Source organism: Ferribacterium limneticum, from assembly GCF_020510585.1.
In the GTDB taxonomy this organism is placed as follows: domain Bacteria; phylum Pseudomonadota; class Gammaproteobacteria; order Burkholderiales; family Rhodocyclaceae; genus Azonexus.
This window is the reverse complement of sequence record NZ_CP075190.1, coordinates 430,218-452,249: the sequence shown is the minus strand read 5'-3', so window position 1 is coordinate 452,249 and position 22,032 is coordinate 430,218. Positions and strand designations below refer to the sequence as shown.

23 protein-coding genes are annotated in these 22,032 nt (G+C 62.9%); 8 read left to right on the top strand and 15 right to left on the bottom strand.

Going from position 1 to position 22,032, the window contains the following annotated elements; genetic code table 11:
• Window positions 1-27: 27 nt before the first annotated feature.
• Window positions 28-318 carry a co-chaperone GroES gene (locus KI613_RS02205; protein WP_226403591.1) on the bottom strand — a complete coding sequence of 97 codons (291 nt, stop codon included), beginning with the start codon at window positions 316-318 and terminating at the stop codon, window positions 28-30.
• Window positions 319-661: 343 nt separating this feature from the next.
• On the opposite strand from KI613_RS02205, the gene KI613_RS02200 reads away from it, so the two are divergent.
• Genes KI613_RS02200 through KI613_RS02185 form a run of 4 tightly spaced genes read left to right on the top strand, consistent with a single transcriptional unit; the run spans window position 662 to window position 5,445 of the window.
• A complete protein-coding gene (locus KI613_RS02200; RefSeq protein ID WP_226403590.1) occupies window positions 662-2,746 on the top strand; it encodes a methyl-accepting chemotaxis protein in 2,085 nt (694 codons plus the stop codon).
• Between the two features lie 53 nt (window positions 2,747-2,799).
• The gene (dacB, locus tag KI613_RS02195; protein WP_226403589.1) at window positions 2,800-4,278 is read left to right on the top strand and encodes a D-alanyl-D-alanine carboxypeptidase/D-alanyl-D-alanine endopeptidase; all 1,479 of its coding nucleotides are present in this window, start codon (window positions 2,800-2,802) and stop codon (window positions 4,276-4,278) included.
• Entirely contained in the window at window positions 4,271-4,972 is a 702-nt protein-coding gene (locus tag KI613_RS02190; RefSeq protein ID WP_226403588.1) for a hypothetical protein, read from the top strand. The genes dacB and KI613_RS02190 overlap by 8 nt, the downstream gene beginning before the upstream one ends.
• A gap of 20 nt (window positions 4,973-4,992) precedes the next feature.
• The gene (locus KI613_RS02185; protein ID WP_226403587.1) at window positions 4,993-5,445 is read left to right on the top strand and encodes a DUF4149 domain-containing protein; all 453 of its coding nucleotides are present in this window, start codon (window positions 4,993-4,995) and stop codon (window positions 5,443-5,445) included.
• 3 nt (window positions 5,446-5,448) lie between these two features.
• On the opposite strand, the gene KI613_RS02180 is transcribed toward KI613_RS02185, so the two are convergent.
• The 7 genes from KI613_RS02180 to KI613_RS02150 are packed head-to-tail and all read right to left on the bottom strand — an operon-like array spanning window position 5,449 to window position 10,526.
• The gene (locus KI613_RS02180; protein WP_226403586.1) at window positions 5,449-5,856 is read right to left on the bottom strand and encodes a DUF4870 family protein; all 408 of its coding nucleotides are present in this window, start codon (window positions 5,854-5,856) and stop codon (window positions 5,449-5,451) included.
• 3 nt (window positions 5,857-5,859) lie between these two features.
• Window positions 5,860-6,351: a GNAT family N-acetyltransferase gene (locus tag KI613_RS02175; RefSeq protein WP_226403585.1), complete on the bottom strand. Its 492-nt coding sequence runs from the start codon at window positions 6,349-6,351 to the stop codon at window positions 5,860-5,862.
• Window positions 6,348-7,811: a 4-hydroxy-3-polyprenylbenzoate decarboxylase gene (ubiD, locus tag KI613_RS02170; RefSeq protein WP_226403584.1), complete on the bottom strand. Its 1,464-nt coding sequence runs from the start codon at window positions 7,809-7,811 to the stop codon at window positions 6,348-6,350. The genes KI613_RS02175 and ubiD overlap by 4 nt, the downstream gene beginning before the upstream one ends.
• Entirely contained in the window at window positions 7,808-8,431 is a 624-nt protein-coding gene (locus tag KI613_RS02165) for a hypothetical protein (protein WP_226403583.1), read from the bottom strand. Before KI613_RS02165 ends, ubiD begins: the two co-directional genes overlap by 4 nt.
• Window positions 8,428-8,850: a cytochrome c gene (locus tag KI613_RS02160; protein ID WP_226403582.1), complete on the bottom strand. Its 423-nt coding sequence runs from the start codon at window positions 8,848-8,850 to the stop codon at window positions 8,428-8,430. The genes KI613_RS02165 and KI613_RS02160 overlap by 4 nt, the downstream gene beginning before the upstream one ends.
• Complete coding sequence (gene ubiA, locus KI613_RS02155) at window positions 8,847-9,737, bottom strand: 4-hydroxybenzoate octaprenyltransferase (RefSeq protein WP_226403581.1); 891 nt, start codon at window positions 9,735-9,737, stop codon at window positions 8,847-8,849. Before ubiA ends, KI613_RS02160 begins: the two co-directional genes overlap by 4 nt.
• 27 nt (window positions 9,738-9,764) lie before the next feature.
• The gene (locus KI613_RS02150; RefSeq protein WP_226403580.1) at window positions 9,765-10,526 is read right to left on the bottom strand and encodes a hypothetical protein; all 762 of its coding nucleotides are present in this window, start codon (window positions 10,524-10,526) and stop codon (window positions 9,765-9,767) included.
• Window positions 10,527-10,774: 248 nt separating this feature from the next.
• Between KI613_RS02150 and KI613_RS02145 the strand changes: the two genes are divergently transcribed.
• The gene (locus KI613_RS02145; RefSeq protein WP_226403579.1) at window positions 10,775-11,110 is read left to right on the top strand and encodes a J domain-containing protein; all 336 of its coding nucleotides are present in this window, start codon (window positions 10,775-10,777) and stop codon (window positions 11,108-11,110) included.
• Window positions 11,111-11,137: 27 nt separating this feature from the next.
• Here the strand turns inward: KI613_RS02145 and KI613_RS02140 are convergent, their stop codons facing one another.
• Window positions 11,138-12,121, bottom strand: a complete 984-nt coding sequence (locus tag KI613_RS02140) for an extracellular catalytic domain type 1 short-chain-length polyhydroxyalkanoate depolymerase (protein ID WP_226405662.1) — start codon at window positions 12,119-12,121, stop codon at window positions 11,138-11,140.
• A gap of 258 nt (window positions 12,122-12,379) precedes the next feature.
• On the opposite strand from KI613_RS02140, the gene KI613_RS02135 reads away from it, so the two are divergent.
• Complete coding sequence (locus KI613_RS02135; RefSeq protein ID WP_226403578.1) at window positions 12,380-12,565, top strand: CsbD family protein; 186 nt, start codon at window positions 12,380-12,382, stop codon at window positions 12,563-12,565.
• 159 nt (window positions 12,566-12,724) lie between these two features.
• Here the strand turns inward: KI613_RS02135 and KI613_RS02130 are convergent, their stop codons facing one another.
• Entirely contained in the window at window positions 12,725-13,618 is an 894-nt protein-coding gene (locus tag KI613_RS02130) for a transglutaminase-like domain-containing protein (RefSeq protein WP_226403577.1), read from the bottom strand.
• Between the two features lie 359 nt (window positions 13,619-13,977).
• Between KI613_RS02130 and KI613_RS02125 the strand changes: the two genes are divergently transcribed.
• Window positions 13,978-15,819, top strand: a complete 1,842-nt coding sequence (locus KI613_RS02125) for a hypothetical protein (protein WP_226403576.1) — start codon at window positions 13,978-13,980, stop codon at window positions 15,817-15,819.
• Between the two features lie 15 nt (window positions 15,820-15,834).
• On the opposite strand, the gene KI613_RS02120 is transcribed toward KI613_RS02125, so the two are convergent.
• From KI613_RS02120 to KI613_RS02110, 3 genes are all read right to left on the bottom strand, one after another.
• Window positions 15,835-17,715 carry an MFS transporter gene (locus KI613_RS02120; RefSeq protein WP_226403575.1) on the bottom strand — a complete coding sequence of 627 codons (1,881 nt, stop codon included), beginning with the start codon at window positions 17,713-17,715 and terminating at the stop codon, window positions 15,835-15,837.
• 106 nt (window positions 17,716-17,821) lie between these two features.
• Window positions 17,822-19,963 (bottom strand): bifunctional acyl-ACP--phospholipid O-acyltransferase/long-chain-fatty-acid--ACP ligase, encoded by a 2,142-nt coding sequence (gene aas / locus KI613_RS02115; protein ID WP_226403574.1) that lies wholly within the window; start codon window positions 19,961-19,963, stop codon window positions 17,822-17,824.
• Window positions 19,963-20,274, bottom strand: a complete 312-nt coding sequence (locus KI613_RS02110; protein ID WP_226403573.1) for an ArsR/SmtB family transcription factor — start codon at window positions 20,272-20,274, stop codon at window positions 19,963-19,965. Before KI613_RS02110 ends, aas begins: the two co-directional genes overlap by 1 nt.
• A 77-nt stretch (window positions 20,275-20,351) precedes the next feature.
• Between KI613_RS02110 and KI613_RS02105 the strand changes: the two genes are divergently transcribed.
• Window positions 20,352-20,585 carry a hypothetical protein gene (locus tag KI613_RS02105; RefSeq protein WP_226403572.1) on the top strand — a complete coding sequence of 78 codons (234 nt, stop codon included), beginning with the start codon at window positions 20,352-20,354 and terminating at the stop codon, window positions 20,583-20,585.
• A 51-nt stretch (window positions 20,586-20,636) separates the two neighbouring features.
• Here the strand turns inward: KI613_RS02105 and KI613_RS02100 are convergent, their stop codons facing one another.
• Together KI613_RS02100 and KI613_RS02095 are read right to left on the bottom strand one after the other, a co-directional pair.
• A complete protein-coding gene (locus KI613_RS02100) occupies window positions 20,637-21,434 on the bottom strand; it encodes a phytochelatin synthase family protein (RefSeq protein WP_226403571.1) in 798 nt (265 codons plus the stop codon).
• Between the two features lie 195 nt (window positions 21,435-21,629).
• A complete protein-coding gene (locus KI613_RS02095) occupies window positions 21,630-21,992 on the bottom strand; it encodes a winged helix-turn-helix transcriptional regulator (protein ID WP_226403570.1) in 363 nt (120 codons plus the stop codon).
• Window positions 21,993-22,032: the final 40 nt, after the last annotated feature.

Genomic DNA, 22,032 nt, shown 5'->3' with positions numbered 1-22,032 from the left:
AATTTTGTAGGTTAAGTGACGTGGCGCTTAAGCGACCAGAACGCCCATGATGTCTTCTTCACGCATGACCAGGACTTCCTGACCATCGACCTTGACGCCTTGGCCGGCATACTTGCCGAACAGAACGCGGTCACCCACCTTGACGTCGAGTGCAATTTGCTTGCCATTGTCGTCACGCTTGCCCGGGCCGACGGCCAGAACTTCGCCCTGATCCGGCTTTTCGCCAGCGGAATCGGGAATGACGATGCCGGAAGCAGTGGTGCGCTCGGCTTCAACGCGCTTGACGATCACTCGGTCGTGCAAAGGACGGATATTCATAAATCTGACTCCTGAAATTGAATTGCAACACACGGAAAAATGGCCGACCGCACCGAAGCGCGGATTCGGGACCGGAGCGGGCGGGTTATTAGCACTCGTCTCCGGTGAGTGCTAATAATAGGGGCGAGGAACCGGTATTTCAAGGGCGAGGGCTGAATTTTTTGTCCTCGCGTCGGGCCAGGCGCGCGACCCGCTTACCGGCAGAGGGGCCTACAGCGCCCGGCAACCGGCGAATCCCGGGGCTATTACATACGCCTTTAGTCATAATAAAACTGGCTATCGTCTTTTGCCTTTGGTATTAATGCGACGTTTAAACAAACACAGCATCCCCAGCGACCAGACGATGAAAAACAACCAACCAGTTACCCAACGAGAAGTTCCCTTCCCGCCGGATTGTTACCTGGTCTCGAAAACCGACCTGAAGGGCAACATCATCGAGGCCAATGATGCCTTTATCAAAATCAGCGGTTTTAGCCGCGCCGAACTGATCGGCAGCAGCCACAACATCGTCCGCCACCCGGACATGCCGATGGCGGCCTTTGCCGATCTCTGGCAGACGGTCAAGGCCGGCCTGCCCTGGCGCGGGTCGGTCAAGAACCGCTGCAAGAATGGCGACTATTACTGGGTGGATGCCTTTGTCGTTCCACTCAAGAAAAATGGTGAAATCACCGGCTACATGTCGGTCCGCACCCCGCTGCCTGCAGACAAGAAACTGGCCGCCGAGGCGCTTTACCGGGCAGCCGGCACGACCGGCAAGTTGCCGCCAACCGCGCGGCGCAATATCCCGCTCGCCTCCCGCCTGTGGGCCGCCATGGGCATCCTGGTCGCCCTCATGGGGTTGATCGGCTTCTTCGGCCTGCGCAGCCTGACGGAGACCGACCAGGCATTGAATGCGATGTACCGCGACAATCTTTTGCCGTCGAACACGGTCAATCGCATGATTTTCCTGCTCGCCGACAATCGCTCGCAGGTCATGCTCGCCTTGCAGCACGATACGACGAATCCCTTCGTCAAGATGCATGACCACCCGCTCGATCTGCACATCAACGCGACCCTCAAAAATCGCGAGGAAATCAACAGCCTGCTCGAAACCCTGAAGCAACAGAAGCTGACGGACAGCCAGAGAGCCCTGCTCGACAAGTTTGGCGCCAGCCGTGAAAGGTTCTCGAAAGAAGGCGTCAATGCCGCGCGTAGCCTGCTGACGGAAGGCAAGTTCTATGACGCAAATGTCGTCCTGCTGACCAAGATCAACCCGCTGTACGCCGAGATGCGCAGCAATGGCGAAGCCTTGATCCAGCAACTGAGCCGCGATGCCGAAGCGCGTTACGGCACGGCCGAAAAGGACTATGAATCGGTGCGTAATACGAGCATCGGACTGATCGCCTTTGCCCTGCTCATCACGCTGATCGGCGGTGGCCTGCTGGTCCGCTCCATCGTCACCCCCTTGCGCAAGGCCATCGCCCATTTCGAGCGGATCAGCGAAGGCAAGCTGACCGACGAAATCAACATTTCCGGGCGCGACGAAACGGGCCTGTTGCTCTGCAACCTGGGCGTCATGCAAGGCAGCATCAAGGCCATGCTCGACGAAATCAGCACGGCGGCGCAGAGCATCGATCAGCGCAGCAGCCAGCTTGAGGCGCAGATGGCCCAAGTCGCGACGCAATCCATGCAACAACAGGCCAGTGTCGAAGGGGTAGCGGCGGCCACCGAGGAATTCAGCCAGTCGGTGCAGGAAGTCGCCGCCAATGCCGAGGAAACCGCTTCGGCCGCCCGCGACTCGCAGAGCCAGGTCAAGCAGAGCAACGCCAACATCAGCCAGAGCATGGCAGCGACGACCCGCGTCGTCGAGGCCGTGACCGCCTCCAATTCGACCATCGACCAACTCAACAAGTCGATTGCCAAGATCGGCGACATCACCCGCGTCATTGCCGACATCGCCAGCCAGACCAACCTGCTCGCCCTCAACGCCGCCATCGAAGCGGCCCGGGCCGGCGAACAGGGCCGCGGCTTCGCCGTTGTTGCCGACGAGGTGCGCAAGCTGGCCGAACGGACGACGACCTCGACGGCCGACATCAACAACACGGTCAACGAAATCCAGGCGGTCACCGCCCAGGCCGTGGCCAGCATGGACCTCGCCGCGCAGGAAGTGGATACCGGCATCGGCAAGTTGCGCGAGAGCGTCGCCGGCCTCGAAGGCATTACCAGTTCGTCCAGCCAGGTCTCGCTGATGGCCAGCCAGATTTCCGATGCGGCCCGCCAGCAAGGTATCGCCAGCGAGGAAGTGGCCGGCAGCATGCAGCAGATCACCGACCTGATCGAGCAGAACACCGAAGCAGCGCACAGCGCCAAGTTGATTGCCGACGAACTACGCGGCACCTCGCACCAGCTCGAAGTCCTGATCTCGTCTTTCGAGCTATATCGGCGCTGACCGGCTATTTGCAGCGAATACAATGGGGGCTTTCGAGCCTCCATTTTATTGCCATGACCCTGCCCCGCCCGACGCCACACCCGCCAGCCTGTCGCAAGCTGAGGCAGGTACTTGGTTTGCTCGCGCTGGCCACGGCGGCCGGACTGGCCAGCGCCGACCTGCCGCCGACCGTACTGCAGGCTCTGAAGGCGGCGCAGATTCCGGCCGGCAGCGTCGCCGTCGTCGTCCACCAGGTCGATGCCGGCGCGCCGCTGGTTGCCCACAACGCCAGCCGCGCAATGAACCCTGCTTCGGTCATGAAGCTGGTCACCACCTACGCCGCGCTCGACCTGCTCGGCCCGGCCTACACGTGGAAAACCACGGCGTGGACCGAGAATGCTGCGGTCGACGGGAATTTAAGCGGAAATTTGTACATCCGCGGCAGCGGCGACCCGCGCTTTGCCATCGAACATTTGACGGCACTCCTGCGCCAGATTCAGGTCCGCGGTATCCGCCGGATCGACGGCGACATCGTGCTCGACCGCAGCGTCTTCAACATCCCGGCCACCGACCCCGGCGCCTTCGACGACAAACCGATGCGGCCCTATAACGTCGGACCGGACGGTTTTCTGCTCAACTTCCGCGCCCTGCGCTTCACGCTGCAGCCAGATAACGGCAAGCCGCGCATCCTCATGGAAACGCCGAGCGAGGGCCTGCGCGTCGACAACCAGTTGCGCGCCACCAACAACGAATGCGGCAGCAACTGGAAGGACCTCATCAACGTTCGGCTGATTCCAGAAAACAACGGCAATCGGCTGGAATTCACCGGCAGCTACGCCGCGCTCTGTGGCGAAAAGCCCCTGAGCCTGTCGCCGCTGCCGGCCGAAGCGCAGACCAGCGGGCTGATCCGCGCGCTGTGGAAGGAACTCGGCGGCACCCTGAACGGCCAGGTCCGGGCCGGCAACGTGCCGGTCGGCGCCAAGCTGCTCACCCAGCACGAATCGGCGCCGCTGGCCGACGCCGTGCGCGACATCAACAAGTTCAGCAACAACGTGATGGCCCGCCAGGTTTTCCTGACCATCGGTAACGACTCCGCCCCGGCCACAGCCGAACGCGCCCGCCAGCGCATCACCGACTGGTTGGCGGCGCGCAATCTGCGTTTTGGCGAACTGGTCCTCGACAACGGGTCCGGCCTGTCGCGCATCGAGCGGATCAGCGCCGACAGCCTCAACCGCCTGCTGCTCGACGCCTGGAAAAGCCCGGTGATGCCGGAATTCGTCTCGAGCATGCCGATTGTCGGCATCGACGGCACGATGAAAAAGCGGCTGAGCAGCTCCGATGCCACCGGCCGCGCCCACATCAAGACCGGCACGCTCGATGGCGTCAAGACCGCCGCCGGCTATGCGCTCGACGGCCAGGGCCGGCGCCATGCCGTCACCTTCCTGATCAACCATCCGAAGGCACAGGCTGGTAGCGCGGCCATCGATGCCCTGCTCGTCTGGGTCGCCCAGCGGCGGGTCGGCGAGAAAATGCCGGTGCTTGAAAATGAGTGAGCGCCTACCTTTTCCGGGCGAGGTGCTGGCCGAGGCCGGTCTCAACCGGCAGTTCGTCTTCGATCTGGACGGGCTACCCGAGGACACGCGAAAAACCCTGGGCGACACGACCGGCTTCCGCCAGCTCATCCTGCTCGGCCATGGCGGCCGGCTGCTCTGGGAACGCGTGCAGGCGGCCGGACTGACCAGCGAACATCCGATCGACGACTACACCGTGCGCACCGTTGAGGCCTGGCTGGCCGAACACCTGCCCGGCCGGGCTTACCGCATCCTGTATCCGGGCCAGCAGCCGGTCGGTCTGCAGGCGCTCGGCAAGCTGGCCGGCTGGCACAACGCCTCGCCCTTCATGGTCGGCATCGATGCCGAGTGGGGCAGTTGGTACGCCTACCGGGCAGCCGTGCTAATCGATTTTCAATTTTCGGCCTTTTTTCCGGTTGACCGTGGGAACCCCTGCCTCGACTGCCGGTCGACGCCTTGCATCACGGCCTGCCCGGCCGATGCGCTGGCCGGCGGCCAGTTCGATCTGCAGGCCTGCAGCGGCTACCGCCTGCAGGCTGAATCCAGCTGTGCCGAAGGCTGTCTGGCCCGCCAGGCCTGCCCGGTCGGCGCCGAACATCACTATGAAGCGACCCAGATCGCCCACAGTTACCGCCGCTCGCTGGCCATGCTCCGCCAATATTTCAAACAATCCTGACCCCTGCACTGGAAAACACCATGCGTTCGACACTTCTCTTTCTGCACCTCGCCGGCGTCATCGTCTGGGTCGGCGGCATGTTCTTCGCCCATTTCTGCCTGCGCCCGGTCGCTGCCGAACAGCTCCCGCCGCCCCAGCGCCTGCCGCTGCTGGCCGGCGTCCTTGGCCGATTTTTCAGGATTGTCGCGGTAGCAATTGCCCTGATCCTGCTCTCCGGCATCGGGCGCATGCTCAACGTCGGCTTTGCCAACGCGCCGCTCCACTGGCACATCATGCTGAGCAGCGGCCTGGTCATGACCATCATCTTCGTCGACATCGCACTGCGCCATTTGGTCAGGCTGCAGGCCGGCGTGGCGGCACAGGACTGGCCGGCGGCCGGGGCGGCGATGAACACCATCCGCCAGCGGGTCGCGCTCAATCTGGGGTTGGGTGTGGCGACGGTGGCCGTCGCCTGTTTCGGCGTCGGCTTCTGAGTCTTAGTTGTCGATGGGTTTGACGCCAAACAGCGCAATCCAGCCTCGAATGACGCGATAGGCCACCCATAGCCCGAGCACGGCGATCAATATCCAGGCGAGCGGAATACCGATGATGGTGATGACCAACAGGCCGTAGAAAACCAGCCCGAGGAAGGTGAACCAGAAGGTGCGGATCTGCCAGCGGAAGTGGCTTTCCAGCCAGGTGCCGTTGACCTCGCTGCGCTTGAGGTAATTGAGAAAGACTGCGCACAGCGACGGCAGACCGAAGACGAAACCACCTGCCACCGTCGCTGCCGAGGTGACGCCGACGAGCACGGCGATGGCGTGCAGACCGTAGATGAAATGGGTGAGCTGAACGAGCGAGGGGCGGACGCCCTGCAAATCGGGCTGGGGAACGGGTTCCTGCATGGCTTATTCCTCCGGAAGGATTTTCTGCATGAGCAATGCGTTACCGGCTGCCGGGTCGAGAACATACGGCGCGTAGCCGGCCTGTCGGTAGGAGGCCATCGCCCGCGTGTTGTTGGACAGCACTTCGAGCGTCAGCTTGCAGCAGCCAAGCTGGCGGGCGCGTTCTTCGGCCCAGGCCAGCAGGGCCTGACCGATGCCCTGGCCGCGCAGTCCATTGCGCACGACGATGTCGTGAACATTGAGCAGCGGCAGCGCGGCAAAGGTGGAAAAGCCGGCGAAGCAGTCGATCAGGCCGACCGCCTGGCCGTCCAGCCAGGCCAATGCCCCGTGGAAACCAGGCACCTCGCGCATGGTGCGCACGAGATTGAGTTTTGCGTAGTCGGACAAACCATCGCCGCCACCCATCGGGTCTTGCGCGTAATGATCGAGCAGGCCGAGCCAGATTTCAGCCTGGGCCAGGTCGGACAGATCGAGCGGAACGACTTTGACGGTCATAGGCCGAGATCGCTCCACATGGCGTCGACCTTCTTCTTCACGCCGTCATCCATGACAATCGGCCGCCCCCATTCGCGGTTCGTCTCGCCCGGCCACTTGTTGGTCGCGTCGAGCCCCATCTTGGAACCGAGGCCGGCCACCGGCGAGGCAAAATCGAGGTAATCGATCGGCGTGTTGTCGACCAGCGTCGTGTCGCGCGTTGCGTCCATGCGCGTCGTCATCGCCCAGACCACCTCCTTCCAGTCGCGGATGTCGATGTCGTCATCCACCACGATGATCGTCTTGGTGTACATGAACTGACGCAGGAAGCTCCAGATGCCGAACATGATGCGCTTGGCGTGGCCGGGATAAGCCTTCTTGATGCTGACGATGGCCATGCGGTACGAGCAGCCTTCCGGCGGCAGGTAGAAATCGACGATTTCCGGGTACTGCTTCTGCAGCAGGGGCACGAAGACCTCGTTGAGCGCGACGCCCAAGACCGCTGGTTCGTCGGGCGGCTTGCCGGTGTAGGTGCTGTGGTAGATCGGGTTCTTGCGCATGGTCATGCGCTCGATGGTGAACACGGGAAATTCGGCCTGCTCGTTGTAGTAGCCGGTGTGGTCGCCGTACGGCCCTTCCAGCGCCATTTCGCCCGGATGAATGACGCCTTCCAGAACGATTTCGGCCGAAGCCGGCACTTGCAAAGCAGAGCCAAGGCACTTGATCAGCTCGGTCTTGCCGCCGCGCAACAAGCCGGCGAACTGGTATTCGGACAGCGAATCGGGCACCGGCGTCACGGCGCCGAGGATGGTCGCCGGATCGCAGCCAAGGACGACGGCGACCGGGAACGGCTGCCCCGGATTGGCCAGTTGATGCTCGCGAAAATCCAGCGCCCCGCCACGATGGGCCAGCCAGCGCATGATGACCTTGTTCGGGCCGAGCACCTGCTGGCGATAGATGCCGAGATTCTGCCGGTTCTTGTGCGGACCTTTGGTTACCACCAGGCCCCAGGTGATGAGGGGCGCCACGTCGCCCGGCCAGCAATGCTGGATGGGCAGGCGCGACAGATCAACGTCCTTGCCCTCCCAGACGATTTCCTGACACGGTGCCGACGACACCGTTTTCGGCGCCATATTCATGACCTGCTTCAAGATCGGCAGCTTGCCCCAGGCGTCCTTGAGGCCCTTCGGCGGCTCGGGTTCCTTCAAATAGGCGAGCAGCTTGCCGACTTCGCGCAGCGCCGTCACCGACTCTTCCCCCATGCCCAGCGCCACCCGCTTCGGCGTACCGAACAGGTTGGCCAGCACGGGAATCGTGTACCCCTTCGGTTTCTCGAACAGGATGGCCGGGCCTTCGGCGCGCAGCACGCGGTCACAGATTTCGGTCATTTCAAGGCGGGTATCGACCTCGACGCCGACGCGCTTGAGTTCGCCGGTCTTTTCCAGTTGCGACATGAAGTCGCGCAAGTCGTGGTATTTCATCGGATTCGGTAGGCCTCGTGACATTGGGCACAACTGCCGGTCAATTGCGGCAGCATGGCGGTGGCAGTATGTTGGTCGCCGGTCAGCGCGACGGTGGCAAACTCGCTGGCTGCCTTGTAGCCATCGAGCGCCAGCGTCAGCATCTTCGGCGGCATGTACTGTTCCGGCTGCGCCGCCTGCGGCAGCCTGGAGTGGTTGCCCCATAGCGCGACGCCGAGCCGTATCTGGGCGATCTGGCCGGCTTCCACCACCTGACCGTCGCGCATCCGTTGCAGCACGGCATCGAGGGCCGCCATCCGGTCGCGCATTTCAGCGCGCAAGGCCAGCCGGGCCGGCGACGGCATCCTGATCAGCTCGCGTTCGTCGTAGGCCTTGTCGGGCGCGGCAGGCGCGGAAACTGGCGCAGGCTGGACCTTCTTCGCTTGCGCCAACTTCGGGCTCGACGGGGACGGGGCTGGCGTCGCCTTTTTTGCGGCCACTGTCTTTTTGACCACCGGCGTCTTTTTTACTGCAACCGTCTTTTTGACCACTACCGCCTTCCTGATCTCCACCGTCTTGCCGAGCGCGCCCGGCGCCAGCACGACGCAGGCCAGGCCAAGGAAGACGGCGGCTGGTTTCATCGCGTGCGATACGCGGCGTGACAACCAACGCAGGCTGCCGTCAGGTTGGGCAGCAGGGCCAGCGCCTTGTCGCGGTCGCCGGTCCTGGCGACGGCGACGAACTCACTGACCGCCTTGTGACCATCCATGCCGATGCCGTGCATGGCCGGCGGCATGTGCGGGCCGGGCCGGGCGTCGAAAGGCTTGCCACGATGCTTGCCCATGGCCGACATGCCCAGCTTGGCCTCGGCCGCCTCACCGGCTTCCTTGACCTTGCCGGCAGCCATCAAGGACAGCACTTCATTGACCGCCACCAGGTTGTCGAGCATCTCCTGACGCAGCGATTCCTGCGCCGGATCGGGCAATTTGGCCAGTTGGCGGGTGTCTTCGGCCAATGCCACGGTCGACAGGAAAAACAGGGCAAAAATGAAAGCCTTCATGCGAAGCTCCTTCCGGAAAGCACAAAGTCGACGACGATGCCGATGAAAATCACCAGGCCGACCCAATTGTTGTGCAGAAACGCCTTGAAGCAGGACATGCGCTCGCGGCCACGAATCCAGGTGTAATGCACGCCCATGATGCCGGCGGCGACAACCAGGCCGGCGTAGAAGGCAAGGCCGAGATGCAGCGTCCAGCCGATCCCGCCGATGATCGCCAGGGTCGCGCCGTAACAGGCCATGACCGCCGCCACGTCGAAGCGGCCGAAGGTGATGGCCGAGGTCTTGATACCGATTTTGAGGTCGTCCTCGCGGTCGACCATGGCGTATTCGGTGTCGTAGGCCACTGCCCAGAAGACGTTGGCGAGCAGCAGCCACCAGGCTTCGGCCGGCACGCCGCCAACCTGCGCCGCGTAGGCCATCGGGATGCCGAAGCCGAAGGCGATGCCGAGGTAAGCCTGCGGGATGGCCAGGAAGCGTTTGGTGAACGGGTAGCTGGCGGCCAGGAAAAGGGCCGGCACCGACAGCCAGATGACCAGCTGCTTGCCGAGCAGCAGGACCAGCGCAAAGGACAGCAACGACAGCCCGGCGAAGAGCGCCAGCGCCTCCTTGGTCGTCACCTTGCCGGCAGTGAGCGGGCGCTCTTTGGTCCGTTCGACATGCTTGTCAAAATCGCGGTCGGCGTAGTCGTTGATGACGCAGCCGGCCGAGCGCATGAGTACGGTGCCCAGAACAAAAATCCAGACCACCCACCAGTTCGGCCGACCCAGCGCCGACAGCCAGAGCGCCCACAGCGTCGGCCAGAGCAGCAACAGAATGCCGATGGGCTTGTCGAGCCGCATGAGCTTTTCGTAGAGATCGAGTTTTTCCTTGAGGGCGGGCCAGTTCATCGGGTGATTTTACCTTGGCCGTTGCGCTCAGGCCGCACTGTGGCGACTTGCCTGCTGCCAGGCCACGACTGCCTGCCCGGCATGGGCGAGGATGGCCTGATAGCGCTCCGCCGGCAGGGCGTGGCGCAGCGAGGCGAAAAGCTGTTGCGTACCGTCCTGGGCCAGCGGCGATTTCGGCGCGATATCGGAGAGCAGGGCGATCTGGATATTGGCCAGCGCATCGGCCAGCAGGCGCCAGCCCAACTCGGGCATCTGCCCGTTGAGCGCCACCATCATGCTGCCCAGCGGCTGAACGATGCCCTGCACCTGTTCGGCCGTTTCGCACGCCGCCATGGCGTGCCACAGCGCGAGGTGAATGCCGCGCCGCAGGTCCACCTTGAAATCGATGGCGTCGGATTCAACGTCGTTGATCTGCTCGAAATATTGCTGGAACAGCGTGTCCTCGCGCGCATCGAGCCGCGTGCGCAGGCCACCGATCAGCGCCGTCAGCGAATGGATGGCCTCAAGATTGAATGCCTGCGTATAGGCCAGACCCCATTGGTCGAGACCGCTGATCAGCATGGCCAGACGCAAGGCCCGCGCCTTGTCGCTGGCCCCGGCCCGGCACCAGTCGAAGCAGTGCGCCGCCACCTCGCCGAGCACGCCGACATCGGGCGCCGCATCAACCGTCGCCGCCTGGCGGAAAGCCCCGGCAAAAACGTCCTGCGCCATGCGCGCCGCCAGGCGCTGGGTATCGGCGCTGGCCAGCCTGGCGAGTTGATCGGCGGGAATTTGGGCGGCTGTCGTCATGGCGAATCGAAATGGGGAGAAAACGCTATTTTAACGGGAGGCCACAGCCCTGAGCCCGAACACTACGGTCAACCGGAAAAATTGGCCAAAATCGAAATGCTGCGGACATCCGGGAAAATAAAGACCTATGCGGCCTGGCGAACAGACGGGCATGCTCAGCCGAGTAAGTTGGAATCAATGGCGATAGCTGCACCTATCCACGACAGGCGACATCCAGCGAAGCGGGCCGCCACGCGAAGGAGACATCAATGAAACGCCAGAACCACTACTCAACCTTGCACGTTGATCAATGCGCCTCGTGCGCCGAGATCAAGTCGGCTTTCCGCACCCTCGCCCAGCGCTTTCATCCCGATGTCACCACGGACCGCGATGGCGAACGGAAATTCAAGGATGTCGCTGAAGCCTACAGAACGCTCAGAGGCCACGATTCTCGGGTGGCCTACGACCATCAGATAAAAAACCGTTGCGCCGAAAATATGGCCCTGGAAATGGCTGCGCCGAACATGGGCGCTTTCAACTGGGGGCTGGTCTTGATGCAATATTTTTCATTGTTCTGGCTGCAGCCGGGAAGAGACGCCGACTGATCATCCCGCACTATCGAAAACCCGGTACTAGTCAGCCGCCTTGGCGAATTGTCTGGCGATGAAGGACCAGATCATCCGTGAGGCATCCGGGCCTTTGGGGTCGCTGTAAGAATGCCCCGCCGCGCCACCGCTCCAGGCGTGGCCAAGCCGCTCGACGGCACAGTGCGTCGCGACCAGCCGGCCGCTTTTTCGATAATCGGTGATCATCGCCGCATAACGAGCCCCACGCTGCACCCGGCGCGGCTTGCTGGCCCGGGCACCAACGCGTTCTCCCCAGCGCATCGCTGCTTCGGCGCCATTTCCCGGCGCCACCACGTGGTCTGCCGCGCCGTGAATGACCAGCAAGGCGGGCAGCCTGACATCGGGCGCGATGGCCGGCAGCGGTGAGGTCGTCACGCTCTGCCCGAACATGGCCTTGATGGCGCTGGCCGACGAGTGGGCGACGCCCGGGGCGATACCCGAATGCATGGCAATGGCCCGAAAGCGTTCCGGATGCTGCGTCGCCAGCAGCACGGCCATGCCGGCCCCGGCGGAAATTCCGGCCAGGGCAACCCGGCGGCGGTCGACGGCCTGCGCCAGGCAAACCTGTTCGATGGCCGCACTGATCGAATTGGCTTCGGCTTGCGCCCTGCCCGTGCGGGTGTCGTACCAGTTCCAGCAGCCCTGCATATTCGACAGACGATCCTGCTCGGGATAGAGCACGAAGAAGCGCTCGCGGGCCGCGATCGCGTTCATCCGGCTGCTGGCCGCCAGCGCTTCGGCATCCTGTCCGCAGCCGTGCAGCATGACCAGCAAGGGCAGGCTCTCGTTGCGGCGCACGCCGGGCGGTTTGTACAGCCGATAGCGGCGCGGACCGGCCGTGCCGATGGCCAGCCCCGTCGTCCAGTTGGCCGAAGGAGCCACAGTTTTTTTGGCCGGCAATCGTTTGGCCACCAATGGCGCCGCCCGCAAGCCCTCCTTGAGCGCCTTGGTACCGACGCGCATGGCCGTCCGCGTCATCGTCTTCAACACGCTCTGCAATGATCGGCTCCAGGCCGTTTTTCGTGTGCGTTTTGCCATTTTCTACCCTTCGAACTGCTTCGGTCTGTCGCCCGATTATCGCGCCAAGCCCTTGTCGTCTGCGTCTGCTCGCGCACATTTAGCAGACCTGTTCGCTATGGGTGCCAGCGCACCGAATAGCGGATGCGTCCGGCTTAACCTCTCGATATCAGTTGCCTGACTGCACTTCGGCACTGACCCATCAATCAACTTCACACTCAGGAGCACACCATGAACAAGGATCAAGCCAAGGGTCGTCTCGAAGAAGCCAAAGGCAAAGTCAAGGAAGTCGCTGGCAACCTCGTCGGCAATGACGATCTGGAACTGAAAGGAAAGATTCAAAAATCCGGCGGCAAAGTCCAGGCCGCTTACGGCGATCTGAAAGAAGACCTCAAGGACGCCAGCAAGGGCAAATAAGTATTTGCAGCCCTGGCCGAACTCACGGCCGGGGCTAGCCCCTGACTGCACGGCAAGCTGAAACGCAAGCCCACGGTCACCCCGGCTTGCTACGGTCTACCGGAAAAAACAGCCAAAATTGAAATTTGCCGCCCGGGCCAAAGTCGCTCGCCGCGGCCGCTACCAAAGCAAGGGCTGATCAGTTATGGGGGTGAAGTCGGGGGCTGCAGGCAGCATCGGGCTGTCGGTCGACAAGGCCTCATGGCAAAAATGGGGTAGCACCAGTCCGTTCGCCGCATCCTCGACGGCCAAAGCACAAATGACTGCCGGATGCGTCCGGACGCCACCAAAAACCGTCGCAAACGACACGTCAGCGGCATCCCGCCCCGTGCCGAAACGGACAAACCCCATGGGGATTCCCGTCCCGGACGGATCGAAGATATACCAGCGGTGCCCGAGGTAAACCTCGACATAGGCCTGAAAATCGGAGGGGCCCAGTGTCGGATCGGCACCGTAATCGGTCCCCGTGGCAAAACGGGCCGGGATATTGAGGGCGCGGCAAAGGGCGATCATCAGGTGGGCGAAGTCGCGGCAGACGCCGACCCGCTCAATCAGCGTATCGGCGGCCGAGGTGTTGGTATTGGTGCTGTGCAGGGTAAAAGCGACATGCCTTCTGACCCAATCATGGATGGCCTGCACCCGGCTATAACCCTGGGCCAATCGGCCGAACTCGTTGTTGGCCAGCTTGATCAGGCGGTCCGACTGGCAATAGCGACTGGGGTAGATGTAGCCCATCACCTCGGGCGGAATATCGCGTACAGCAACTTCGGCAATAGTCGCCGGATCGGCAAAGTGGTGGGTGAGATCAATCGTCGCGCTATAGGAAACATTCAACGGACCGGGCGCCGCGTGCACCTGAAAGTAACGGTTGCCAGTGACCGGAGTCGTGTACATCCGGAGCGGGAGCGACTGGCTTAGCACCAGATTTTCCGCCGAAACAAGCTGATTCGGCGTGTGCGCCGCGTGGATATTGAAGACAAAATCGGCACCTGCGTTGTCGATCTCATAATTCAAATCAATCTTCAATTCGATCCGGATCATGTCGTCCGCAAGCTACCGTTCATTGGGTTGTGGCGAGAGCGCTTTCGCTCCTGCTCAATGGGACACGGTAGCGAATGTCATGAGAACTGTAGGTTCGCCAGCGCACATAGCGCCCTTGCATCATCGACAGGCATCCCGGACGACCGGGCCAACATGCTTTCGTTGCAGCCAGCTTCATTCTGCCCACATAATAAATGCATGAAAATCAACCCATCTGCTGACCTTGCTGCCGGAGTGACCCCGGCCGGCCCTGAGAACGCCGGTGCAGGTACGCTTCATGGGCGGCACACTCTTATCCAGCGCAGCACCCCGACCGCGATGGCGGTGTCGGCTTGAGTTCCACAAAGCCCGACGCCACACCGGAACAGCCATCCGCTCGGCCTCCGGCGCCTGCCAGGCAGCCTGGCAGCCCCGGCCAGCCGCCGGTTCGTCGCCAGAGCCACCATGGCCGGCGACTCTCTCTGCCGCTGCTGCTTTCCCTGCTGTTCCATGCGCTGCTGTTGACTTTGACCTTTGGCGGAGAGGAATTCGGGCTTCCGGGCTTTGCCCTCCCCTGGCAGGTTCGACGGATCGAGGTGCCTGATCTGCGCGTCATGCTCGCTCCGGCACCGGTCACCGTGGCGAAGCCAGCCATCACGCCGCCCCCGCCGTTGGCTCCTGCTGCGTTGGCTACGTCGCCGCCGGGAGTGATTGAGCCAACCGCAACCGCTGAGCCGGTGCCAATCAAAACCCCCGAGCCATCTGCGACACAGCCCGCCCCGGCGATCCTGTCGCTGAGCACGCCGACGACGAATGCCAGTCCGCCAGCGACGGAGGTGGCCCCGGCGACCGTGCCGGCTGATTCGCCGCCCCCGGCAAAGCCATTTCCGGCCGTAATCGCCATGGAGCACGCCAAACAACCCGAGTTCATCGTCCCGCCAGCGCCAGTGGAGCCGGCGCCAGTCGCCGAGGAGGCAGCGCGAGACGACACAGCCCGGGAAGCGGCACGGCTAGAGACCGAGCGACTCGAGACCGAACGCCTGGAGAACGCACGACAAGCAGCAGCCCGTCAGGAATTGGCGCAGCGAGAAGCAGCCCGGGCGGCGACTGAACGACTGGCAGTCGAGCGTCGGGAGAGCGAACGGCAAGCGGCCGCGCGCCTGGAAGCGGCGCGACGGGAGGCAGCGCGTCAAGAATCGGCACGCGCGGAGGCCGAGCGACTGGCGGCCGAACGTCAGGAGAATGCACAACAAGCAGCCGCTCGACAGGAGTTGGCGCAGCAGGAAGCAGCACGTCAGGAAACCGCTCGGGCAGAGGCTGAACGACTAGCGGCCGAACGTCAGGAAAATGCACGACAAGCCGCCGCCCGCGAGGAAGCCGCGCGGCGCGAGGCGACACGTCAGGAAGCAGCGCGGGCTGAGACCGAGCGACTAGCGGCCGAACGTCAGGAGAACGCACGGCAAGCGGCCGCCCGCGAGGAAGCCGCACGGCGCGAGGCAGCGCGTCAGGAAGCGGCACGAGCCGAGACCGAGCGACTGGCTGCCGAACGTCAGGAGGGCGAACGACAAGCAGCAGCCCGCCAGGAAGCGGCGCGCCGGGAGGCAGCGCGTCAGGAAGCCGCTCGTGCCGAGACTGAGCGACTGGCTGCCGAGCGTCAGGAGAACGCACGGCAAGCCGCAGCTCGCCAGGAAGCGGCGCGACAGGAAGCAGCGCAGCGTGAGGCGCGCGAGCAGGCTGCCAGACGGGACGCGAAGCTGCGGGCGATTGGACGACAACTCGACGAGGAAGCCGACCGCCGCAAGGCGGCGGAGGCAGCAAACCGCCTTTCACCGTCGGCCAGCTCGTTGCGCCGTGGCCGGCTCTTTGGGCGGGCCGACCCCAACGCCGAACTCATCATGTATGCCGAAGCGTGGAGCCGGAAGATTCATTTCAGCCCGGCCTTCGAATCGATACGCGAGCTGGTCAGGCAGCCGCACACCAAGCCGCTGGTCACGGTAGCCATTCGCAGCGACGGCTCGGTCGAATCCGTGACATTTGTGCTGTCCAGCGGCGTGCCCGCCATCGACAACGCGATACGGGACATCGTGCAAAACCATGCGCCCTATCAGCCCTTCTCGGCAGCGCTGAGTCGCGACTTCGACGTCGTCGAGATTCGCCGGACCTGGCACTTCGACTCGGCCATTCGGCTGTATTGACGGCAGGGCGCCCCCTTACAAGCGCCCTCCTCGCAACCCCGCCACCACGTTTTGCAAGTGCTCCAGCGTGGCCTCGTCCGGTGAAACCGGCGCTCCGACCTGCAGGCTGATCGACGAAAACACGCCGCGCCGGAGCGGTGTTTTCATCGCCTCGCCGTCAATGCGCGAGAAGTAGCTGCCCCATAGCCCGCCGAGCGCCATCGGCACGACCGGCACCCGGTTGGCAGCGAGAATGCGGCTGATGCCGGGGCGGAAGGTTTGCAGTTCGCCATCCTTGGTAATCCCCCCCTCGGGGAAGATGCCGACCAGATCGCCGTTGGCCAGCGCCTTGCCGATTTCGGCAAAGGCCGCTTCCATCATCGCCGGGTCTTCCTTGGCCGAAGCGATGGGAATAGCCCCGCAATGGCGGAAAATGAAACCGAGCAGCGGCGTTCTGAAAATCCGATGGTCCATGACGAAGCGCACCGGCCGGGGCGAAGCGCCCATGATTACCACCGCGTCGACGAAGCTGACATGGTTGGCGACGAGCACGGCAGCGCCTTCCTGTGGGATGTGCTCGATGCCCTCCGTACGCAGGCGATAAACAGCCTTGACCAGCAGCCAGGCGACAAAGCGCAGCAAAAACTCCGGCACCAGCCCGTAGATATATACCGCCACCAGCGCATTGAGCAGGGCCGCCAGCCCGAACAAGGCCGGCATCGACAGCCCGGCGCCGAGCAGGCTGGCCGCGCCGAGGGCGCCGACGACCATGAACAGGGCGTTGAGAATATTGTTGGCAGCGATGATGCGCGCCCGGTGTTCGGGCGAACTGCGCAGTTGAACCAGCGCGTAGAGCGGCACGATGAAGAAGCCGCCGAAGACGCCGAGCATCATGAGGTCGAACAACACGCGCCAGATGGCCGGGATGCTGAGCAATGCGAGCAGTTCGTGCGGCGTCGTGCCGGGCAGTCCGACCGGCGAGGCGAAATACAAGTCCAGCCCGAACAGGGTCAGGCCGATCGAGCCGAAAGGCACCAGCCCGATTTCGACATGCTTGCCGGACATCCGCTCGCAAAGCATCGAGCCGATGCCGATGCCGACTGTAAAAATCGCCAGCAGCAGGGTCACCGCCGACTCACCGCCGCCCAGTACGAATTTGGCGTAGGCCGGGAACTGGGCAAGGAAGAGCGCGCCGTAGAGCCAGAACCACGAAATGCCGAGGATGGACAGGAAAACCGTGCGGTTCTGCCGGGCGAAAGCGATGTTGCGCCAGGTTTCGGACAGCGGATTGAGGTTGATCGTCAGCTCGGGTGCTGGCGGCGGCGCGGTCGGAATGCCGCGGCTGGTCAGGTAGCCGGCAAAGGCCACGACAAAACCACCGACCGCGATCCAGGCCGGATGCTCGACCGACCCGGCAAGCAGGCCCCCGGCCAGCGTGCCGATCAGGATGGCGACGAAGGTGCCGGCCTCGATCAGCGCATTGCCGCCGACCAGCTCATCGGTGTGCAGATGCTGCGGCATGATCGCGTACTTGACCGGCCCGAACAGCGTCGAATGGCAACCGAGCAGGAACAGCGCGCCCATCAGCACGGGCAGGCTGTGCAGGAAGAAACCGCCCGCGGCGACGCCCATGATGACCATTTCCAACACTTTGACGAGGCGCGCCAGCGTCGCTTTGTCGTACTTGTCGGCCAGTTGCCCGGCCGTCGCCGAGAACAGGAAAAAGGGCAGGATGAACACGCCCGCCGCCATGTTGGCCAACAGTTCCGGCTTGAGCGTCGTCCATTGCGCCGCCTGGAAAGTCAGCAGCACGACCAGCGCGTTCTTGAACAAGTTGTCGTTGAAGGCGCCAAGAAACTGCGTGACGAAGAACGGCGCAAAACGCCGGGTTTTCAGGAGTCCGAATTGACCGCTCATGCGTGGCTCGCAGCAAAAAGATGACTGACCAGAACGGCCGTCGAAGGAAAGGATTTCATTTTTGGGCAAAAATTCCGGTTGACCGTGGAAATGCAAGGATTCGAGCTCATACCGCCTCCGCCAACCGTTTCAACGTCACGTAATCGACCTTGCCGGTGCCGAGCAGCGGCAGCGAATCGACCTTGTGGATCTTGCGCGGCACAGCAAGTTCAGGGATGCCGGTTTCGCGGGCCTTGGCGGCGAGCAGTTCGCGGGTCAGTTCGGTATCGGTGGTGAACAGCACCAGCGCTTCGCCCTTCGCTGCGTCGGGCTGGCTGGATGCGGCGTGGGGCAAGGCCGGCGACGTCGCCGTGGCGAGCTTTTCGACGACTTCGAGGCTGACCATTTCGCCGGCGATCTTGGCGAAGCGTTTGACGCGGCCGACGATTTTCACGAAGCCGTCTTCGTCCAGTTCGACCACGTCACCGGTTTCGTACCAGCCGTCACCGATGTCCGACACCGGCGGTTGCAGCACGCCGGGGTTGTCGGCCTTGAGGTAGCCGGCCATGACGTTCGGGCCACGGACGTGCAGGATGCCGCCGCCGGCAATGCCGGGAACCGGTACCAACTTGTGTTCGACGCCCGGCAGCAGGTTGCCGACCGTGCCCGTGCGGTAGGCCATCGGCGTATTGACGGCGAGTACCGGCGCCGTTTCGGTCGCGCCGTAGCCTTCGAAAATGCGCAGGCCGAATTTCTCGAACCACTGGCTGCGTACCGATTCCGACAGTTTCTCAGCACCGGCGACGACATAGCGCAGGCGGTAGAAATCGTAGGGATTGGCGAACTTGGCGTAGTTGGCAAGGAAGGTCGAAGTGCCGAAGAGCACCGTGCAGCCGCGGTCGTAGGCCAGCTCGGGAATCACCCGGTAATGCAGCGGCGACGGGTAGAGGAAGAGGCTGGCGCCGCTCAGCACCGGCAGCAGCGCGCCGGCCGTCAGGCCGAAGGAATGGAAGATGGGCAGGGCATTGAGCACCTTGTCGTGGACCGAGAAGTCGATGACCGAGCAGATCTGCGCGACGTTGGCGAGGATGGCGCGGTGCGGCAGGACGACGCCTTTCGGCTTGCCTTCGGAACCCGAGGTGAAGAGCACGACGGCGGCGTCTTCCGGTGAGGCCGGCAGCTCGAAGGCGCGCGGGAAGTGCAGCGCGTAGGCCATCAGCCAGAGCTTGTCGCCGAGGCCGATCTGTTCGCGGACGTCTTCGAGATAGACGAGTTGCACGCCCTTCAGCCCGGCCAGTTTCTCGCCCAGCTTGGCCTGCTCGACGAAGGCGCGCGAGGTAACAACCGTGCGGATTTGCGCCGCATCGACGGCGGCCTGCATGGCGTCGGTGCCGGCCGAGTAGTTGAGCATGGCCGGGATGCGCTTTCTTGCGGTCAGCCCGAAAATCAGGCCAATGGTCGGCACGAGGTTGGGCAGCAGCAGGCCGACCTTCTCGCCAGACTGCGAGATGCGCTCGATCTGGCGGCCGAGCATGAGCGCCATCTTGAACAGGTCGTTGTACGAATACTCGATCTGCTTGACGTCTTCGAGCAGGCGACGGCCGCGGCCGTAGATATCGGCGGCATCGCACAACGCGGAGAACAGCGTCTGCTGCGGGCGCGAGGCGAAGATCATTTCCTGCATCAAGCGGCGCATGGCCTCGCCCGATTTGCGGCGACGCAGTTTGGCGGTGGCGCCTTCCGGCATCGGAAAATGGCGCGCGGCCAGGATGCTCAGGCGGATTTTCGGGAACAGCGTCTTCGGATGCTTGCCCGACAGGCGCGAGAAATAGCTGCGCGCAGCGCCATCGAGGCGCACCGGCACCACCGTCGCCCCCGTCTTGGCGGCGACGAAGGCCGGGCCGTCGTAGACCTTCATGAGCGAGCCGGTCAGCGTGATCCGCCCTTCCGGGAAGATGACCACCGGGCGGCCGGATTCGATCAGGCGGATGACCTTCTTCATGGCCATCGGGCTGGTCGGATCAACCGCCAGATACTCGACTTGGGAGAGCAGGATGCGAAAGAAGAAGCTCTCGGCGATGGTCGTATGAACGACGAAAACCGGGTCGACAGGCAGGAAGAGCCCGATCAGCAAGCCATCGAGAAAGGACTGGTGATTGGCCACGATGAGTAGGCGTTCATGCTTGAAATTGGCCTGCTGCGCCGAAATTTCGACGCGAAAAAGCAACCGGGCCAGGCCGCGCAACAGCGTCCGCAACAATTTGCGCATCAGGAATTTTCCTTGAGGTAATTCAGGACGTTGGTAAAAGTGGTTTCGAGCGAATCGCGGTTGATCCAGAACCAGACTTCCTTGCCGATCTTTTCCGAAGCCAGTACGCCGGACTCATGCAGGATTTTCAGATGATGCGAAACCGTCGACCGGGCCAGCGTCGACACCTCGGCAATCTGCCCGACATTGAGCCGCTCGCCCGGCTCGAAAAGCAACAGGATGCGCTGGCGATGCTCGTCGCCGAGCGCCACGAAAATCCGGGACATCGCCTGCCATTCGGCCGGGATGGTTTGGGTGTAGTCGTTTTTCATATCGACGATCTTAGTTACGTCGATATGTGTTGTCAATACAGCCTTAGGGAGATTTTCTCGGTTGAGTTACATGTTCAATGAATTGCAACCTTGTAAATGGATATCTGCCCAATGGTATTGAACAATTGCAGAGAGGAATGTTTATGGCGATTTCACCGGGCCATCAGCCCATAGAGCCCGACACCCCAAATCCCAAGGATCCTATCCATCACCCCCATAAACCGGACCACCCTTTTCATGATGAACGTGAAGAAGAAGGGATCGAAACGGATGACCATGAAGATACCGGGGCAGACCCTTGGTGGATGTAGGGCCAACCACAGCTCCCGGCGAGGAGCGGGCGCACCTCCTCGCCAAATGGCTCAGCGCGTCTGAACCAGAATGTAGCCGCGGTTCTCGGTCACATCCCTGGTTCGCATGCCGCGGATCAATGTAGCAACGGGCATCCAGACCCAGGGGTGATGGCTGGGATTGACGTCAAGGATGAGCACCGAGTCGGTCGCGGCGTCGTAAGCAGCGAGTGGCGAGATGTGGCCGCCGCCGGCTTGGCCGACTGCGGTGCGCAGGTAATTGACGATGACCACGTCGCCGGGGCGATTGAGGTTGTCGATCAGATCGCGGCGGATATCGGCCTCGGCGGTCTGCGCATCGACGATGACCAGGCGGGTGACGAGGGCGTGGGCCTTTAGTAGCTCGTCGAGCTGGCGTAGTTGGTAGCCGCCATCGCGCACGACCTTGCCGTTGACGGTAGAGGGCTCGCCGAAGACCTGGGCGCGCGTTTTCTTGCCGGTGGCGATGACGCTTTCCTGGGTATGCCGGGGCACGGTCAGTTCCAGGCTTTTGGGCAGGTAGCGTTCATCCTCCGGACGCAGGCGGCTGCGATCACGGGGCGTCTCGATGGCCGATGGGCGCAGGGCGTTGAGGACGATGGCCGCCGTCGTCGGGCCGCAGAAGGCGATGGTGGCCTGGGCTTCAAACTGGTTGGCGAGCGGGGCGAAGTCGGGTTTTGCCGTGGTCCGCGCCAAGCGCTCCAGGCCCTCGGTCGAGGCGAAAGGCACCAGGGGCTGGACTTGCGTTGCGGCGTCTTCGCGGGCGAGTGCGGTAGCGCTGAGCAGACTGGACATGAGCAGCACGCTGGCAATGCGGCAGGGTTTTGACATCGAACTTTCCTGCAAAGGGGGAAAGCCAATTCTAACGTCGGAAGCAAGCCGAACGGGATGGCTGTTGCGACTTTCCGGGATGACATCGAAGCAGCCATCTTTGCCCCCTAAATCGTATTCGTGGGGAATCCTTTGGCTACATCGCCCGGGCGTTTCTAGACGCCCAGTAGCCGGTTGAATCCTCCGTCTGTCGGCTTAGAGCTTTTCTACCTGATGGCTATGCAGCTTCAGTCGCCGGGCCACTTGCTCCATGCTGTTGAGGAGCGGCTCCAGTTCCCGACTCATCGGGGTCAACGAGTATTCGACCTGGGGCGGATTGCTGGGCAAAACCTCCCGTTCGAGCAGGCCATGGGCCTGCATGACACGCAGGCGATTGGTCAGCACCTTGGTCGATACCCGCGCCAAATCGCGGCGCAGGTCGCCGAAGCGCCTGGGGCCGGCGCGCAGGAACCAGAGGATCTGAACTGTCCAGGCGCCGGCCAGCAGGCTGAGCACGTCTTCCAGCGGACAGTCGTTGGGCAGGGGTGGCTGGGTAGCCGGTTTGGGTCGCAGGGGCATGATGGCTGGCTATTAGTTACCGAATGGAACCTACTTTTTA

What these genes read in the sequence shown, in the direction of transcription:
- aas (WP_226403574.1), bottom strand. Translation starts at nt 19,963, where the DNA reads ATGCGCAAATTGTTGCGGACGCTGTTGCGCGGCCTGGCCCGGTTGCTT.
- KI613_RS02145 (WP_226403579.1), top strand. Translation starts at nt 10,775, where the DNA reads ATGAAACGCCAGAACCACTACTCAACCTTGCACGTTGATCAATGCGCC.
- KI613_RS02095 (WP_226403570.1), bottom strand. Translation starts at nt 21,992, where the DNA reads ATGCCCCTGCGACCCAAACCGGCTACCCAGCCACCCCTGCCCAACGAC.
- KI613_RS02135 (WP_226403578.1), top strand. Translation starts at nt 12,380, where the DNA reads ATGAACAAGGATCAAGCCAAGGGTCGTCTCGAAGAAGCCAAAGGCAAA.
- ubiD (WP_226403584.1), bottom strand. Translation starts at nt 7,811, where the DNA reads ATGAAATACCACGACTTGCGCGACTTCATGTCGCAACTGGAAAAGACC.
- KI613_RS02100 (WP_226403571.1), bottom strand. Translation starts at nt 21,434, where the DNA reads ATGTCAAAACCCTGCCGCATTGCCAGCGTGCTGCTCATGTCCAGTCTG.
- KI613_RS02205 (WP_226403591.1), bottom strand. Translation starts at nt 318, where the DNA reads ATGAATATCCGTCCTTTGCACGACCGAGTGATCGTCAAGCGCGTTGAA.
- KI613_RS02150 (WP_226403580.1), bottom strand. Translation starts at nt 10,526, where the DNA reads ATGACGACAGCCGCCCAAATTCCCGCCGATCAACTCGCCAGGCTGGCC.
- KI613_RS02190 (WP_226403588.1), top strand. Translation starts at nt 4,271, where the DNA reads ATGAGTGAGCGCCTACCTTTTCCGGGCGAGGTGCTGGCCGAGGCCGGT.
- KI613_RS02185 (WP_226403587.1), top strand. Translation starts at nt 4,993, where the DNA reads ATGCGTTCGACACTTCTCTTTCTGCACCTCGCCGGCGTCATCGTCTGG.
- KI613_RS02160 (WP_226403582.1), bottom strand. Translation starts at nt 8,850, where the DNA reads ATGAAGGCTTTCATTTTTGCCCTGTTTTTCCTGTCGACCGTGGCATTG.
- KI613_RS02180 (WP_226403586.1), bottom strand. Translation starts at nt 5,856, where the DNA reads ATGCAGGAACCCGTTCCCCAGCCCGATTTGCAGGGCGTCCGCCCCTCG.
- KI613_RS02165 (WP_226403583.1), bottom strand. Translation starts at nt 8,431, where the DNA reads ATGAAACCAGCCGCCGTCTTCCTTGGCCTGGCCTGCGTCGTGCTGGCG.
- KI613_RS02120 (WP_226403575.1), bottom strand. Translation starts at nt 17,715, where the DNA reads ATGAGCGGTCAATTCGGACTCCTGAAAACCCGGCGTTTTGCGCCGTTC.
- KI613_RS02200 (WP_226403590.1), top strand. Translation starts at nt 662, where the DNA reads ATGAAAAACAACCAACCAGTTACCCAACGAGAAGTTCCCTTCCCGCCG.
- dacB (WP_226403589.1), top strand. Translation starts at nt 2,800, where the DNA reads ATGACCCTGCCCCGCCCGACGCCACACCCGCCAGCCTGTCGCAAGCTG.
- ubiA (WP_226403581.1), bottom strand. Translation starts at nt 9,737, where the DNA reads ATGAACTGGCCCGCCCTCAAGGAAAAACTCGATCTCTACGAAAAGCTC.
- KI613_RS02110 (WP_226403573.1), bottom strand. Translation starts at nt 20,274, where the DNA reads ATGAAAAACGACTACACCCAAACCATCCCGGCCGAATGGCAGGCGATG.
- KI613_RS02175 (WP_226403585.1), bottom strand. Translation starts at nt 6,351, where the DNA reads ATGACCGTCAAAGTCGTTCCGCTCGATCTGTCCGACCTGGCCCAGGCT.
- KI613_RS02105 (WP_226403572.1), top strand. Translation starts at nt 20,352, where the DNA reads ATGAATTGCAACCTTGTAAATGGATATCTGCCCAATGGTATTGAACAA.